Annotated in this window: 14 protein-coding genes; 7 read left to right on the top strand and 7 right to left on the bottom strand. The window is 63.2% G+C overall.

All coding sequences use genetic code 11. The features are described from left to right. Positions 1-77: 77 nt before the first annotated feature. A complete protein-coding gene (locus tag OZ411_RS38475; RefSeq protein ID WP_282532117.1) occupies positions 78-1931 on the bottom strand; it encodes a serine hydrolase in 1854 nt (617 codons plus the stop codon). Between the two features lie 406 nt (positions 1932-2337). Between OZ411_RS38475 and OZ411_RS38470 the strand changes: the two genes are divergently transcribed. After that, positions 2338-2673 carry a phasin family protein gene (locus OZ411_RS38470; protein ID WP_130583037.1) on the top strand — a complete coding sequence of 112 codons (336 nt, stop codon included), beginning with the start codon at positions 2338-2340 and terminating at the stop codon, positions 2671-2673. A 74-nt stretch (positions 2674-2747) separates the two neighbouring features. Here the strand turns inward: OZ411_RS38470 and OZ411_RS38465 are convergent, their stop codons facing one another. Next, positions 2748-4145, bottom strand: coding sequence for a TadE/TadG family type IV pilus assembly protein (locus OZ411_RS38465; RefSeq protein ID WP_282532116.1), 1398 nt, complete (start codon positions 4143-4145; stop codon positions 2748-2750). A gap of 493 nt (positions 4146-4638) precedes the next feature. On the opposite strand from OZ411_RS38465, the gene clpS reads away from it, so the two are divergent. After that, positions 4639-4974: an ATP-dependent Clp protease adapter ClpS gene (gene clpS, locus OZ411_RS38460; RefSeq protein ID WP_282532119.1), complete on the top strand. Its 336-nt coding sequence runs from the start codon at positions 4639-4641 to the stop codon at positions 4972-4974. Positions 4975-5252: 278 nt separating this feature from the next. Then, a complete protein-coding gene (gene clpA, locus OZ411_RS38455; protein WP_282532115.1) occupies positions 5253-7652 on the top strand; it encodes an ATP-dependent Clp protease ATP-binding subunit ClpA in 2400 nt (799 codons plus the stop codon). Between the two features lie 61 nt (positions 7653-7713). Here the strand turns inward: clpA and OZ411_RS38450 are convergent, their stop codons facing one another. Beyond that, the gene (locus OZ411_RS38450; RefSeq protein ID WP_282532114.1) at positions 7714-8649 is read right to left on the bottom strand and encodes a glycine/sarcosine/betaine reductase selenoprotein B family protein; all 936 of its coding nucleotides are present in this window, start codon (positions 8647-8649) and stop codon (positions 7714-7716) included. Positions 8650-8667: 18 nt separating this feature from the next. Continuing rightward, entirely contained in the window at positions 8668-9315 is a 648-nt protein-coding gene (locus OZ411_RS38445; RefSeq protein WP_282532113.1) for an HAD family hydrolase, read from the bottom strand. Positions 9316-9396: 81 nt separating this feature from the next. Between OZ411_RS38445 and OZ411_RS38440 the strand changes: the two genes are divergently transcribed. The 4 genes from OZ411_RS38440 (at position 9397) to tsaA (ending at position 12216) form a co-directional block, all read left to right on the top strand. Beyond that, entirely contained in the window at positions 9397-10347 is a 951-nt protein-coding gene (locus OZ411_RS38440; protein WP_282532112.1) for a lytic transglycosylase domain-containing protein, read from the top strand. Between the two features lie 232 nt (positions 10348-10579). Then, positions 10580-11323, top strand: coding sequence for an AzlC family ABC transporter permease (locus tag OZ411_RS38435; protein WP_130580373.1), 744 nt, complete (start codon positions 10580-10582; stop codon positions 11321-11323). After that, positions 11320-11664 (top strand): AzlD domain-containing protein, encoded by a 345-nt coding sequence (locus OZ411_RS38430; RefSeq protein ID WP_282532111.1) that lies wholly within the window; start codon positions 11320-11322, stop codon positions 11662-11664. Before OZ411_RS38435 ends, OZ411_RS38430 begins: the two co-directional genes overlap by 4 nt. A 60-nt stretch (positions 11665-11724) precedes the next feature. Beyond that, positions 11725-12216, top strand: coding sequence for a tRNA (N6-threonylcarbamoyladenosine(37)-N6)-methyltransferase TrmO (tsaA, locus tag OZ411_RS38425; protein ID WP_282532110.1), 492 nt, complete (start codon positions 11725-11727; stop codon positions 12214-12216). A gap of 107 nt (positions 12217-12323) precedes the next feature. Here tsaA and OZ411_RS38420 read toward each other — a convergent pair whose 3' ends face one another. The 3 genes from OZ411_RS38420 to OZ411_RS38410 form a co-directional block, all read right to left on the bottom strand. Beyond that, the gene (locus tag OZ411_RS38420; RefSeq protein ID WP_282532109.1) at positions 12324-12749 is read right to left on the bottom strand and encodes an HIT family protein; all 426 of its coding nucleotides are present in this window, start codon (positions 12747-12749) and stop codon (positions 12324-12326) included. A gap of 56 nt (positions 12750-12805) precedes the next feature. Further along, entirely contained in the window at positions 12806-14053 is a 1248-nt protein-coding gene (locus tag OZ411_RS38415; protein WP_282532108.1) for a GNAT family N-acetyltransferase, read from the bottom strand. A 106-nt stretch (positions 14054-14159) separates the two neighbouring features. Next, entirely contained in the window at positions 14160-14912 is a 753-nt protein-coding gene (locus OZ411_RS38410) for a glycerophosphodiester phosphodiesterase (protein ID WP_282532107.1), read from the bottom strand. Positions 14913-14915: the final 3 nt, after the last annotated feature.

Raw genomic sequence — 14915 nt, 5'->3', positions numbered from 1 at the left:
GAAGAAAACGCGTCAAAACAAGAATCTAGAGCTTCGGTTCTGATTCAATCAGAACCGAAAATGCTCTAGCCGAAAGATCAGTTGCGGATGGTGATGCAGGAGATGTCGGCGCGTTTCAGCGTCCGGCACGCCGCCTCGGCCTGCTCGCGCTCGAGGCCGGCAAAGCGGGCGCGATAAAGCTTGCGGTTATCCTTGCCGACGACCGGCTCGGTGAAGGGATCTGCCTTGCCGAGGAGGCCGCGCGACTGGTTGCGCGCAAGATCGATGCGCTGGCGCGCTTCGTCCTCGCTTTCGAGCGCACCGACCTGGATGATCCAGCCGGTGTGCATGGCAGGCTGCGTAGGCTTGGCGACCGCGACCGGCTGCACCGCTTGCGGCTGGAACGCGGCGACCGTCTGCGGCGAGGAGGTGGGCTGCTGCAGGCTCGACGCGGGCAACACGCCGAGGATGCCGTTGCCGGTGCCGAACCCGGCGGGCTGCGGCGGCATTTCGGTCCGGGCTGCGGGTCTGGCGGCTTCGGTCTTGGACGTGTCGGTCTTGGCGACATCGGCGCTCGCCACAACGGCGCTGGAGGTCTCTGCCACTTCCGGACGCGCCGGGATCGCATTGGTGATCGGTGGCGCCGGCTGGGACGGAGCGGCGGAGGCGAGCTTCGTGCTGCCGGCCTTGACCTGAACCGTCTTCACCTTGACCGGCTTCATCGGCTCGGCCGAGCCCGGGATAATGGCCATCGGCTGGCTCTGGATCACGCCGTTGGTCAGGGGCGCGGGTTCTGACTTGGGCTCCGGCCTCGCCGCTGGCTCAACCTTCGCCGGTGGCGGAGGAAGGGCGGCGGCCGCTGCGGCCATCAGCGATGCCTTTGCGGCCGGGCGCGGGGCCGCTGGCGTGAGCGCAGCCATTGCGGGCTCAGCGGAGGCGGCGGCGCTGGAAGTGACCTGCGCCGGCTGGTCGTTGCCGCGGGACGGAGTATCAGCTTCCGCGACATTGGTATTGCCATCCGCGACGTTCTTCTCGGTGATGGCGGCGGCGGTGCGGATAGTTGCGCCCTTCTCGAGATTCTCGGCGAGCAGGCTGCGCATGATGGCGTCGCGCGAGCCGCCGCTGCGGCCACCCAACACCACGCCGACCAGATGGCGATTGCCGCGGCGCATCGAGCTGACGAGGTTGAAGCCGGAGGCACGGGTGTAGCCGGTCTTGATGCCGTCGATACCTTCGACCTTGCCGAGCAGGTGGTTGTGATTGCGGATCGACTGTCCCCGATAATTGAACACGGAGGTCGAGAAGTACCGATAGTAGCGCGGGAACCGATCCTGGATCGCGCGGCCGAGGGTGGCCTGGTCGCGCGCGGTCGTCACCTGCTCATCGTTGGGCAGGCCTGAGGCGTTGCGGTAGACCGTCTTGCTCATGCCGAGCGAACGGGCCTTCCGCGTCATCATCTTGGCGAAGTCATCCTCATCGCCGCCAATGGCTTCGGCGATCACGACTGCGGCGTCATTGGCGGAACGCGTCACCAGGCCCTTGATGGCGTCCTCGACCCTGATGGTCTGGCCGGGCCGGAGGCCAAGCTTGGTGGGAGCCTGTTCTGAGGCGTGCTCCGATACCTGCATCTCCGTATCCAGCTTCATCCTGCCGGCTTCGAGGCGCTCGAACAGCAGATAAAGCGTCATGATCTTGGTCAGCGAGGCCGGATGACGAAGACCATCGGGATTGTTGGATGCCAGCACCGAGCCGGAATTGCCATCGACGATGATGGAGGAGAATTGGGGGCTATAGCTGTCGCGATCCACCTGATGAGAGCGCACGTGATGGCGGTGGCGGGAGCGACGCGCCTCGGCGCTCTCGCTGGAGATCAGGATCGCTGTGGTGAAGGTGATGAGCCCGAGAACGCCAACTCGCAAGACGCGCGAGGAAGCGAAAGTTGTACGAAGCATTTACTTCCCCGTCCCAATTTCTATCTTGATCACCGGCCCGTGAGGCAAAATTGTGCCCGACGGGCCGCTGACATCCCCCTGTTCGACGATGGCTTCCGGAAACGAGGCTCCGGTTGCATCGGCCGGCCAGGGTCGCTGTTCTGGCTAAGATGCTGTTCACAAACAGTTTTCAGGCTGCCTGTCGGAAGATGAACCCGTTCGGGAATCAAGGTTAGGCCTACCGAGTTTCCAAAAGCTTAATTAAGCGTTGCGTAAAGACCCGGGGTTTACGGCAAATTCGAACATTTTGTGCGATGCACAATATCCCTTGACTTGATTGTGCGTCGCACTAGTTTGACGGCGCGTTCGGGGAGTCGGCTCGTGCCGACAATGGGTTTGCGCGAAAAAGTCTTGGGAAAGGATTCCAATGGTCAAGGTTGAAGACATTCAGAACTACGGAAAAGAGCAGATTGAGACGATCACAGCTTCGGCGAACAATCTGCAGAGCGGCGTCCAGGCGATCGCGACCGCCTATGGCGACTACGCGAAGAAGTCGTTCGAGGACACCAAGTCGTTTGTGGAAAAGCTGTCCGGCGTGAAGTCGCTCGAGAAGGCGCTGGAAGCCCAGACCGAGTATGCCCGCTCGGCCTATGAGACCTTCGTTGCGGAATCGCAGAAGATCGCTGGCCTCTACAGCGACTGCGCCAAGCAGACCTTCAAGCCGTTCGAGGGCCTGGTCGCCAAGTTCGGCCCGGCGCACTGATCGGCGCTGACCGAGTTCCCAAATGAAAAGCCCGGCCGTTTGGCCGGGCTTTTCTGTTTCAAGGGGTTTTCGCGTTAGCGCGCGACGCGCAGCTTGGAGAGCGAGGCTCCGATCGAGTTGAAGACGTCCGCCGTCTGGTTGGCCGACGTCACGAGATAGAAATTGCTTGTGCCGCTCGCGCAATATTGCAGCACCGCCGACGTCGGATCGGCCGGCTTACTGGTGTTCACCTGGACGGTGTAAATTGTGATGCCGGCCGCCTTGGCATGGTCGCAAAGGAGCTTCTGACGATCGTCGATGTCCTGCGTCGTCCTCGTGAAGCGGTTCTGGGTGTTCATGCCGTCGGACAGCAGGATGATAGCGTCCTTGTAAGTATAGTTCGGATCCTTTGCTGGGGCGTTGAATGGGGCTCCGGTACCGAGCGTCATCCAGGCCCACGCAAGGCCGATCCCCTGGTTGGTATTGCCCGTCGGCTCCATCTTGTTGACCCTGGTCTTGAGCGCGCTCCAATCATAGGTCAGCGCCATGGTCGGCTGCAGATATTCACTGTTCGTGGGCTTGCAGTAATTGTCGTATTCCTCGGCCGGAAACTTTGTCGACGGCGTCGCGGGATCCGGCGTCGTGTTCATTGTATCGTAGTCCTTCTGTCGATCCGTGAAGCACCCGGTCCAACGCGAGCGGTCTGGAGTCCAGATCTTGCCGTTGGCCTTGCATGTGCTCCGTAACGTGTATCTGGAGGAGCTGCAGGTACCCCAGCCATCCGTGGCGGACTGGCCGTCCCACACGCTCCAATCGATCCAGGGCTGGTTGGCATTGCTTGCACCGGCGGCATCCTTGCCAAAATTGACGTCCTTGGCGAAGGGCACGACGGAAATGTAGATGTCGCCGTTGTCCTTGGCGAGCTTGCTGAGCTGGTCAATGAGGCCACCGGTTCCGGCGACAGCATTCTGCAGCGCGCCCATCTTGCCGTCGTCCCGCATCGATCCGGTGTTGTCGAGCGCCATCGCAACCCGCATCCGCACCGTGCCCCACAGCGACGTAGAGCTGACGTTGAAGCCGAGGCTATTGAGGCCTGCGAGCCGCATGAATTCGGTCGTCACGCTGCCGGAGCCGTCGACCTTGATGGTCGAGCCGTTCCCGGTATTTTGCGTATAGCTTGCGGTAATCGTCACCGACTTGGCATCGGGGTTCTCGTAAAGGGCGCCGAAATACTTCTGCGCCGTGGAGTTGACGTCCGAGGTCGATATCCTGCCGTCGGTCAGATCTTTCGCCACCATCAACGCCGTCGAGTCGAGCGCCGCCTGCATCGAGGAGCGGGCGCTGTTGGCGCGGGAATAATCGATGGCGGCACCGACGAAGGTGATGATCGGAACCGAAGCCAAGGCAAAAATTACCGCTATATTGCCTTGATCCGCGGCGGCGAACCGGCGGGCCGCCGTACTAAGGCGGTTGAAAATGGCTGTGATGGACATGGCGTTCACCGCAATCTGGTTGGTGCCGCCATTTCTCAGTGCGCCGCTAAATAGGTGGTAAACCGGTCCTCATAAAAACGGGTCAAAGCCAAGGCAAAAGCCGAACGACGGGGACGAAAGCGGACCTATTGTCAATGGTCGCTAAACGAGTGGTCGGCTTCCTTTGTCAAACCCGCCAGAAACGATTAACCTTCGCATGAGCGCCGAGACCCGGGAGTCGGGCCGGCCGTCCTCGTGTGAGCCACGCATCTGTGCTTGCAGCAGGACGGAGCCGGGCCCATATTGCGTTTCGCCGACCCAGCAAAGGATCGGACCGGGAAGCGGCGATCTCTTGAGCGTGCTGGAAGTTCCGTGACGGCTGTTTTCGGCGTTGCGCAACCTCCAAGTGCGTTGCGTGTTTCCTTTGGGGATGTCGAACGCCTGAGCCATGTCGCAGACAGTTTTTGCAACCAATTCGCCCTTATCGGCGCTTGCCGCACCATTAGCGCCCCGGATGGGCAACGACGAGGGCCGTAGTGGGGGGACGACCGGAGGTCCGTCCACTTCGGTCATCACCAAGGTCAAGCCGAAGACCAAGCGCCCCAATCTGTACCGCGTCCTGATCTTGAACGACGACTACACGCCGATGGAGTTCGTCGTTCATGTCTTAGAGAAGTTCTTCAACAAGGACGCGGAAGCGGCGACCAAGATCATGCTACACGTGCACCACCATGGCATCGGGGAGTGCGGGGTTTTCACCTATGAGATTGCCGAGACCAAGGTAACCCAGGTGATGGATTTTGCGCGGAAGCACCAGCATCCGCTGCAATGTGTGATGGAAAAAAAGTAACGCGGGCCCAGCGTCGAGCAGACCCGCCACGAAGCGGAACGGGTCTTGCTTCCGATTTGCCTGATGGAAATGGTTTGCCTGACGGAAGCAGATGGCGTTCCCGCTGGCTGGCGGGATGTGGCTCTCGGTCGCGGCGCCTTTGCTCGATTGGCTGACCGCTGCGCGAAGCCGGGCTTTTGCCACGATCGTGCGTGACTATATGACAGGGGATGACGAAGGTTGTTGTTGCCTGACCGGGCAATGGCGATCATGATGGCCGGGGGCCATAGAGGAAGCGAATGCCTACTTTTTCCCAAAGCCTTGAACAATCCCTGCATCGTGCATTGGCGATTGCAAACGAGCGTCACCATCAATACGCGACGCTTGAACACCTTCTGCTGTCGCTGATCGACGACTCGGATGCGGCCGCGGTGATGCGGGCCTGCAGCGTCGATCTCGACAAGCTCAGGACCAGTCTCGTCAACTATCTCGAGACCGAATTCGAAAATTTGGTGACTGATGGCGCTGATGACGCGAAGCCGACCGCCGGTTTCCAGCGCGTAATCCAGCGTGCGGTGATCCACGTGCAGTCCTCGGGTCGCGAAGAAGTGACCGGCGCCAATGTGCTGATCGCGATCTTCGCCGAGCGCGAAAGCCACGCCGCCTATTTCCTGCAAGAGCAGGACATGACGCGCTACGACGCGGTCAACTACATCAGCCACGGCATCGCCAAGCGGCCGGGCGTCTCCGAGGCGCGGCCGGTGCGCGGCGTCGACGAGGAGACCGAGACCAAGGGCAACGAGGACTCCAAGAAGAAGGGCGAGGCGCTCGAGACCTATTGCGTCAACCTCAACAAGAAGGCGCGTGACGGCAAGATCGATCCCGTGATCGGCCGCAATGCCGAGATCAGCCGCGCGATCCAGGTGTTGTGCCGCCGGCAGAAGAACAATCCGCTGTTCGTCGGCGAAGCCGGCGTCGGCAAGACCGCGATTGCGGAGGGACTGGCCAAGCGCATCGTCGACAGCGAAGTGCCGGAAGTGCTGGCCGCTGCCACCGTGTTCTCGCTGGACATGGGAACGCTGCTCGCCGGCACGCGCTATCGCGGCGATTTCGAAGAGCGCCTGAAACAGGTGCTGAAGGAACTCGAGGCGCACCCGAACGCGATCCTGTTCATCGACGAGATCCACACCGTGATCGGCGCCGGTGCCACATCGGGCGGCGCGATGGATGCGTCCAACCTGCTCAAGCCAGCGCTGGCATCGGGCACCATCCGCTGCATGGGCTCGACGACCTACAAGGAATACCGCCAGCATTTCGAGAAGGACCGCGCTTTGGTGCGCCGGTTCCAGAAGATCGACATTAACGAGCCGACGGTGGAAGACGCGATTGCGATCCTCAAGGGCCTCAAGCCCTATTTCGAGGATTACCATCGTCTGAAATACACCAATGAGGCGATCGAGGCGGCGGTGCAGCTTTCCTCGCGCTACATCCACGACCGCAAATTGCCTGACAAGGCGATCGACGTGATCGACGAGTCCGGTGCGGCGCAGATGCTGGTCGCCGAGAACAAGCGCAAGAAGACGATCGGCATCAAGGAGATCGAGACCACGATCGCGACCATGGCGCGGATCCCGCCGAAGAGCGTGTCGAAGGACGATGCCGAGGTGCTGAAGCACCTCGAGCAAACCCTGAAGCGTGTGGTGTTTGGCCAGGACAAGGCGATCGAGTCGCTGTCGGCCTCGATCAAGCTGGCGCGTGCCGGCTTGCGCGAACCGGAGAAGCCGATCGGCTGCTACCTGTTCTCCGGCCCGACCGGCGTCGGCAAGACCGAAGTGGCAAAACAGCTCGCGGCGTCGCTCGGCGTCGAGCTGCTGCGCTTCGACATGTCCGAGTACATGGAGCGGCACACGGTGTCGCGCCTGATCGGTGCACCTCCCGGCTATGTCGGCTTCGACCAGGGCGGCCTGTTGACCGACGGCGTGGACCAGCATCCGCATTGCGTCGTGCTGCTCGACGAAATCGAGAAGGCGCATCCGGATCTCTACAACGTGCTGCTGCAGATCATGGATCACGGCAGGCTGACCGACCATAACGGCAAGCAGGTCAACTTCCGCAATGTGATCCTGATCATGACCACGAATGCGGGCGCGGCCGATCTTGCACGGCAGGCCTTCGGCTTCACCCGTAGCAAGCGGGAAGGCGACGACCACGAGGCGATCAATCGCCAGTTCGCGCCGGAATTCCGCAACCGGCTCGATGCGATCGTCTCTTTTGCGCATCTCAATGCCGAGGTGATCGGCATGGTGGTCGAGAAGTTCGTGCTTCAGCTTGAGGCGCAGCTCGCGGACCGCGACGTCACCATCGAGCTGTCCGAGCCCGCAAAGGCATGGCTGATCGAGAATGGCTATGATGAGCAGATGGGTGCCCGCCCGATGGCGCGGGTGATCCAGGAGCACATCAAGAAGCCGCTGGCCGATGAAGTGCTGTTCGGTCAGCTCAAGGGCGGCGGCCATGTCCGTGTCGTCCTGGTCAAGGACGAGGCAACCGGCAAGGACAAGATCGGCTTCGAGTTCGTCGAAGGCCCGGTCACGCCGAAGCCGGAGAAGCTCCCCGGCGCACGCAAGCGCAAGCCGAAGCCGGGCGGTCCCAACGGCGGCGGCTCCAAGGGGCCAGCGCGCGGACCGCTGGTGAAGGTGTGATAGCGTTGTGATCGATCATCAAAAAAGGCCGGCTGCAAAGCCGGCCTTTTTCATTGAGGGACTACGCCGCGCTCTCGCGGATGCCCTTCGCGATTTCCTTTTGCGCATCGAACTCGCGGCGGAGCCGTGCCAGTTCCTCGGCGCTGAGCGCGTCGGCGTTGCTGTAGTCTCGCTTCCAGGAATGATCCTCGGTCCAGCGGAGCGGCGACTGCACCGTCGTCTGCGGTCCTGGCGCGGACTCCAGCACGCGTAGCGCAAGCTCCAGCGTGAACGCCTGCGACGCCACGTCGTGCGGCTTGCCGGCTGAATTGCCGAGCGGGAAATCGCTGAACAGGAATCGCGGCACGGCGGCGTGCTCGACGATATCCTTGGCGCAACCCATCACGACGGTCGAAATGCCGCCCGCCTCGAGATGCCATGCCACCAGGCTGACGGTCTGGTGGCACACCGGGCAGTTCGGTACCAGGACGGAGGCATCGACGCCATCAGCGCGGCAGCGCGCCAGGATCTCCGGCGCATCGGTATCGATGGTGACGCGGTGGCTGCGGTTGGTGGGCGCGCCGAAGAAGCGCGGCGCGATCTCGCCGATCCGTCCTTCCTCCGCCAGCCGCCGCAATTGCGGCAACGGGAACCAGGTGCCGCTGTCTTTGGCCGAGGTGTGCACGCGGTCATAGGCAATGTGGGAAATGCGCAGATCGTGCTGCTTCGATGTGTCGCCGTCATAGACCTGATAAAACTTGGCGCCGCCGTTATATTTCGCCCCTGGTCCCTGATCGCCCTTGGCGGGATCGAACGGCGCCGCCGTGGTGATGATGGTGACGCGGGAGTCGGCGAGCGGCTTGCGCAGCGGCTGGAACGGCGCGCTGGTGTAATGCGCCCACCGATAGGGCATCGTGTAGCCGATCGCAGCATAGTAGTCGCGCGTGCGTTTCATGTAGCCGATCGGCGCGTCGTCGTCGGGTGCGAAGTCGAGCTGCTGGTCGGACGTTGTTGTCATCTCGTGTGCTCCGAGTGATCAAGCCGGAAGCGATAGGCAATGGTCGAGCAAATTCGGATGGGTCGCGCAGATATGATGTGCGCCGGCCCCCTTCAGCTCCTCTTCGCTGCCATAGCCGTAGAGGACGCCGATGGCTGTCATGCCGTTGCTCCGCGCGCCGACGATATCGTGGCTGCGGTCGCCGATCATGATCGCCTGCGTGGGATCCGCCTTCGCCGTTTCGAGCGCATGTCGCAACAGCTCGGTCTTGTCGGTGCGCGTGCCGTCGAGCTCCGAGCCGAACACCTGTTCGAAATAGGGACGCAGGCCGAAATGATCGATGATCCGCTCGGCATACACCGTAGGCTTGCTGGTGGCGATGAACATGCGCGGATGCGAGGCGGCCAGCGCGGACAGCGTCTCCTGGATGCCGTGATAGGTTTCGTTCTCGAACAGGCCGATATCGGCGAACCGCTCCCGGTAAAGTGTCAGAGCCCGATCTGCGAGCGCATCGCTGCCGACCAGTTTCTTCAGGCTCGCGTGCAGGGGAGGGCCGATGCACCAGGTCAATTCGTCTTCCCTTGGGACCGCCTTGCCCAGTCGCTCGAGGGCATATTGGATCGAGCGGGTGATCCCGGGCTTGGGGTTGGTCAGCGTGCCGTCGAGATCAAAATAGATTGTGCGCATTTCGGCCCTGGCGCGTTGATAATGCCCAAGTTTGCTAGTTGGCCCGCCGCCTAAGTCAAGGACTGATTTGTCAGGTCTGAGATGATGCGAATAATCCCGCATTTCAGCGCTGCTCTCGTGATCTTGCTGTGGCTGGCACCGGCGGCGGCCGAGGAGCCTGACAGCCGCGTCGTTCACCCGAGCGTCGAGGAACTCGCGCAACCCCCGGAAAAGTCTGAGACCGCGCGCGAGAGCGAGGCGCGGGAGGCGATGTGCCTGATGATCGAATCTGCTGCACGGGCGAACGATCTGCCGCTCGAATTCTTTGCCCGGGTGATCTGGCAGGAGAGCCGGTTTCAGCCCGATGCGGTCGGCCCGATGACGCGGAACGGCCAGCGCGCGCAGGGCATCGCGCAGTTCATGCCGGGAACGGCGAACGAGCGCGGCCTGCTTGATCCCTTCAATCCCGTGCAGGCGCTGCCGAAGTCGGCCGAATTCCTCAGCGAGCTTCGCAGCCAGTTCGGCAATCTCGGCCTTGCCGCCGCGGCCTACAATGCCGGTCCGCGCCGCGTGCAGGACTGGCTCGCCGGCACCGGCTACATGCCGCAGGAAACGCGCAACTATGTATACGCGATCACCGGCTCCAGCGTCGACGAATGGGCGTCCGCCGGCCGCGGCGGCAAGATGCCTGCGCGTCCGCCGACGTCGAGCTGCCGCGAATTGATGGCGCTTCTGAAGCGCGCGCCGAACCCATTCGTCGCCGGGCTCGAGCAGCACGTCACGCTGGCTGCGGCAAAGGTTTGGGGCGTGCAGCTCGCCGCGGGCTTCAACCGCGACAAGGCGCTGGCGATGTATGCGCGCGCGATGAAGAGCCTGAGCGCCGTGATCGGCGACCAGGATCCGAGCCTGCTCAGCGCACCTCTGCGCACGCGCGGGACCGCCACTTTCTACCAGGTGCGCATCGGCGCCGACACGCGGCCCGAGGCCGACAATCTCTGCAGCCGCATCCGCAAAGCCGGCGGTGCCTGTTTCGTGTTGCGGAACAGGGTGTGAGAGGGTAGGGCTCGTCATTGCGAGGAGCGAAGCGACGAAGCAATCCATCTCTCCGCAAGCGGCGGCATGGATTGCTTCGCGGAGCCTGTCATCGGGCGGCGCTATGCGCCGACCCGGTGGCTCGCAATGACGGTGGGGCGCTGCTGCATGCCAGCCCTGAGGCGCGCTTGCTTGACGCCGCCCCGCTTCATCCGCCCTATGCCGCTCAATTCAAACCTCTCTCTGGTCCTCCGTGGCGCTTCCTCCGCTCGATTCCCCGCAATGGCACAGCTCATTCCGCGCCTTCTTCTGGGGCGTGCGGTCGGTCGGATCGACCATCCTGGCGCTGGTGCTGTTCGCGACCTATCTCGGCATCGGGGCGCTGGCGCATGACACGCATTTCTCGCTGGCCTGGACGTTGGCGAGCACGGTGTTCGTCTGGGCTGGACCGGCGCAGATCATCCTGGTGTCGACGCTCGGTTCGGGCGCGACCATCCTGCAATCGGCGATCGCGGTGAGCGTCAGCGCCATCCGCCTGTTTCCGATGGTGGTGTCCGTCCTGCCAATGATGCGGACGCCAAAGACAAAACGGCGGCATCTGATCCTGGTGGCGCATCTCACCGCCGTAACGCTGTGGGTCGAATGCCATCGCTTTCTGCCGCAGGTGCCGCGGGAGCGCCGCATCGCCTTCATTCATGGGCTCGGCTGCGGGTTGGTCTTTCTCTCTGTGGTGGCCAACACGATCGGCTACCTGCTGGCCGCCAATCTCTCGCAGCTTTTCGCCGCGGCGATCCTGATGCTGACGCCGCTGGCGTTCCTGTTCTCGACCGCGCGCAATTGCCGCGAGCTTGCCGACGGTGTCGCGCTCGCGCTGGGACTGGCGCTGTATCCATTGGCGACGCTGCTCAACAGCGGCCTCGACATTCTGGTCAGCGGCGTCGTCGCCGGCACCATCGCCTATGGCGTGCACCGGGCAAGGGCAAAGGCGATCGCATGAGCACCTTCATCGGCGACTGGCATGCGCTCGTGGTCCTGTTCGTGGCCGGCGTGATCCCGAACCAGATCTGGCGCATGCTGGGCCTGTGGTTCGGCGGCGGGCTCGATGAGGGCTCCGAGCTTCTTGTGTGGGTGAGGGCAGTCGCCACCGCGATTCTCGCCGGCGTCATCGCGCAGATCGTGGTGCAGCCGCCCGGCGCGCTCGCAGGCGTTCCGGCCCTGTTGCGCTATGGGGCCGTGGCCGCAGGCTTTGCCGCGTTCACGCTGTCGCGGAAATCGATCTTCGCAGGCGTGGCCATCGGCGAAGTGATCCTGGTCGGCGGCCAATGGTGGCTCGGCTGATTGCAGCCGCCGCGCAATGCGTTACTGTCGATAGGCAAGCAGCTATCTGTGGATTGAGACATGGTTCGAGAAGGTGAGATACGCCCGGGCGAAGTCGCCATCGAGATGCCGCCGGCACAGGACGCCGGCCTGATCTTCATCGGTCGCATCCGCACGCCCTGGACCTCGCGGCTGATGACGCCGCGGCAGGGCCGCCATGACGGCCCCGTCTGTCGTCTGGAGATTTTCGAGCCATGGGTGCCCGCCATCAAGGGCGTCGATTTCTACGAGAATCTCGAAGTGCTCTACTGGCTGCACCAGTCGCGCCGCGACCTCGTGCTGCAGAGCCCGAAGAGCAACGGAAAAACCCGCGGCGCCTTCTCGCTGCGCTCCCCGGTGCGGCCGAACCCGATTGCGACCTCGATCGTGAAGCTGGTCGGCGTCGAGGGCAACGTCATCCTGGTGCGCGGATTGGACTGCCTCGACGAGACGCCGCTGCTCGACATCAAGCCCGATCGCTGCGAATTCACGCCGCTGGCGCCGCCGCAGCCCGGCGATTTCGAGACGGAATAGTTGGCCAAGCGTCATTGCGAGGAGCGCAGCGGACGAAGCAATCCATCGCGCCACGGGCGGAGAGATGGATTGCTTCGCTTCGCTCGCAATGACGGTGGGCGCAGCCGTTACCCCAGCGCGGCGATCAGCTTGGTCGCATTGTCCTCCAGCACCTTTACGTCCTCCTTGCGGCTCGCCGGCGGCAGCAGTGCAACGCCGTCATGGCGCGGCATCACATGCATATGGAGGTGGAAGACGACCTGGCCGCCGGCCGGCTCGTTGAACTGCTGCACGGTGATGCCGTCGGCCTGGAAGGCCTTCATCGCCGCCGCGGCGATCTTGTGCGCGCCGCGCGCGACATGGGCGAAGTCGTCAGGCGAAATGTCGAAGATGTTGCGGGCCGGGGCCTTCGGGATCACCAGCGTGTGGCCGGGCGAACGCGGCATGATGTCGAGGAACGCGATGACATGCTCGTCCTCATAGACCTTGTAGCAGGGCAGTTCACCGCGCAGGACCTTGGCGAAGATGTTGTTGGGATCATAGGCGGTGGGCATGGCGTCGGCTCCTCAAATCACATGTCTTGCAGAAGACATAGCTCCTAGCAGAAAGCTTAACTCTCGTCGCCGCCCTTGCGGAACGGGCCAGCCTCGGAGAGCTCGCGGCCGACCTCGGCGACATAGGCACGTTCGCGCTTGAGGTAATCAGCGATCGCCCGGCGCAGGCCCGGGTCGGCGATGTAATGGGCGGAATAGGTGGTCTGCGGCAGATATCCGCGCGCGAGCTTGTGCTCCCCTTGCGCGCCGGCCTCGACCACCTTCAATCCGCTCTGGATGGCGAAATCGATCGCCTGATAATAGCAGACCTCGAAATGCAGGAAGGGATGGTGCTCGGTCGCGCCCCAGTTGCGGCCGAACAGCGTGTCCGAGCCGATGAAGTTGATGGCTCCTGCGATCCAGCGTCCATTGCGCTTCGCCATGACCAGCAGCACGTCCTTGGCCATGCTCTCGCCGATCAGCGAGAAGAATTTCCGGTTCAGATACGGCCGGCCCCATTTGCGCGAGCCGGTCTCCATGTAGAAGTCGAAAAACGCGTCCCACGCATCCTCGGTGATCTCCTCGCCTGTCAGCCAGTGGATCGTGACACCGGCCGCTAGCGCCTCGCGCCGCTCGCGCTTGATCGCCTTGCGGTGACGGGAATTCAGCGTGGCGAGGAAATCGTCGAAGGTCTTGAAGCCGTCATTGTGCCAGTGGAACTGCTGGTCGGTCCGCTGCAGAAAACCATGTCCGCCGAGGAACTTCGCTTCGTCCTCGCTTGCAAAGGTCACATGCGCCGAGGAGGCCTCGGTGGCCTCGCATAGCGCCATCAGGCCATGGGCAAGCGCCGACCTGATCTGCTCACGGTGGATGCCGTTGCGAAGCAGGAGACGCGGCCCGGTGGCGGGCGTGAAGGGCACCGACACCTGGAGCTTCGGATAATACCGGCCGCCGGCGCGCTCATAGGCGTCGGCCCAGCCGCGATCGAAGACATATTCGCCCTGGGAGTGGGACTTGAGATAGCAGGGGACGATCCCGACGATCTCGCCGTCCAGCCTGGCCAGGAGATGCCGTGGCCCCCAGCCGGTCCGCACGACGGCCGAGCCGGAAGCCTCCAATGCCGCAAAAAAGGCGTGCGAAACGAAGGGGTTATAGGCGGGTTTTGCGTGGATGCATGCGAGGCCTCCAGCACTGGGTAAAGCCAGCGTGTCGAGGGCATCAAGCGAGCCGGGATCGACCGTCGGATTGGCGCAGGCGTCCCAATCCGCAGCCTTGATATCGCTGACGGACGGAACCGCTTCGAGGGTGATTTCGGATGAGGCCATTGAGAGTTTGAACCGGTCCCCCGTGCGAGCGGCCATCGCCCATGGTGACCTGCGCCCTACAAAGATCGTGCATCGCAATGCCGACTTCAAGGCCGCCAGCCACATGTCAGGTTCCCGGCATGAAACCTTCGAAGATCATCTGGTCGGCATAGCGCGCCGCTCTCGCGCGTTGCTCCGGCGTGCGCACGGTCCAGGCCAGTAGCGGGCAGCCGAACAGGTTGCGCGCGATCCAGGGCGCGGGCGCCGGCAACTGGTCGATCCAGTAGGCGACGAAATGCGGCTCGGTGCGGAAGCCATGGCGCAGGTAGAGCATGCTGTCGCGCTGTGCCGGTGTCAGCTTGGCCCAATACCCGTCGTCATAGTTGCGCTGGGCGGTGATGCCGCGGTGCAGCCTTGGCATGATCTCACGCAGCGCCAGCACCTGGTCCGGGTCGAAAGACATGCCGACCACGGGCCCGGAATAACTGCTCAGCACCTCCGCCATCCGCTTCACCAATTTGCGGTCGCCGTCAAAATGGCTCTTCACCTCGACCAGGAGCGGCACGCGGCCGGCAACCAGCGCGCAGAGGTCGCCGAGCGACATCATGCGCTCGCCGGTGTCTTTGAAGCGGATGGCCTTCAGTTCGGCCGCCGTCTTGGTGAGCAGGAGGCCCGAGCCCTCGGTGAGCCGGCCGAGCGCATCGTCGTGATGCACCATGGCCTCGCCGTCGGCAGTAAGCTGGATATCGCACTCAATGGTGAAATTGCCCGCGATGGCCGCTTCGGCCGCCGCCGGCATGTTCTCGATGATGCCGCGCGCAACATCATGCAGGCCGCGATGGGCGACCGGCCGTGCCGTCAGCCAGTCGGGGGCCCGCATCGC

The organism is Bradyrhizobium sp. Arg237L, from assembly GCF_029990105.1.
GTDB lineage: Bacteria > Pseudomonadota > Alphaproteobacteria > Rhizobiales > Xanthobacteraceae > Bradyrhizobium.
The sequence above is the reverse complement of the archived record's forward strand: the minus strand, read 5'-3'. Positions and strand labels throughout refer to the sequence as shown.

Excerpts from the sequence above, each read along its gene's own strand:
- OZ411_RS38475 (WP_282532117.1), bottom strand. The coding sequence starts at position 1,931 with ATGCTTCGTACAACTTTCGCTTCCTCGCGCGTCTTGCGAGTTGGCGTT.
- OZ411_RS38470 (WP_130583037.1), top strand. The coding sequence starts at position 2,338 with ATGGTCAAGGTTGAAGACATTCAGAACTACGGAAAAGAGCAGATTGAG.
- OZ411_RS38465 (WP_282532116.1), bottom strand. The coding sequence starts at position 4,145 with ATGTCCATCACAGCCATTTTCAACCGCCTTAGTACGGCGGCCCGCCGG.
- clpS (WP_282532119.1), top strand. The coding sequence starts at position 4,639 with ATGGGCAACGACGAGGGCCGTAGTGGGGGGACGACCGGAGGTCCGTCC.
- clpA (WP_282532115.1), top strand. The coding sequence starts at position 5,253 with ATGCCTACTTTTTCCCAAAGCCTTGAACAATCCCTGCATCGTGCATTG.
- OZ411_RS38450 (WP_282532114.1), bottom strand. The coding sequence starts at position 8,649 with ATGACAACAACGTCCGACCAGCAGCTCGACTTCGCACCCGACGACGAC.
- OZ411_RS38445 (WP_282532113.1), bottom strand. The coding sequence starts at position 9,315 with ATGCGCACAATCTATTTTGATCTCGACGGCACGCTGACCAACCCCAAG.
- OZ411_RS38440 (WP_282532112.1), top strand. The coding sequence starts at position 9,397 with ATGATGCGAATAATCCCGCATTTCAGCGCTGCTCTCGTGATCTTGCTG.
- OZ411_RS38430 (WP_282532111.1), top strand. The coding sequence starts at position 11,320 with ATGAGCACCTTCATCGGCGACTGGCATGCGCTCGTGGTCCTGTTCGTG.
- tsaA (WP_282532110.1), top strand. The coding sequence starts at position 11,725 with ATGGTTCGAGAAGGTGAGATACGCCCGGGCGAAGTCGCCATCGAGATG.
- OZ411_RS38420 (WP_282532109.1), bottom strand. The coding sequence starts at position 12,749 with ATGCCCACCGCCTATGATCCCAACAACATCTTCGCCAAGGTCCTGCGC.
- OZ411_RS38415 (WP_282532108.1), bottom strand. The coding sequence starts at position 14,053 with ATGGCCTCATCCGAAATCACCCTCGAAGCGGTTCCGTCCGTCAGCGAT.
- OZ411_RS38410 (WP_282532107.1), bottom strand. The coding sequence starts at position 14,912 with ATGCGGGCCCCCGACTGGCTGACGGCACGGCCGGTCGCCCATCGCGGC.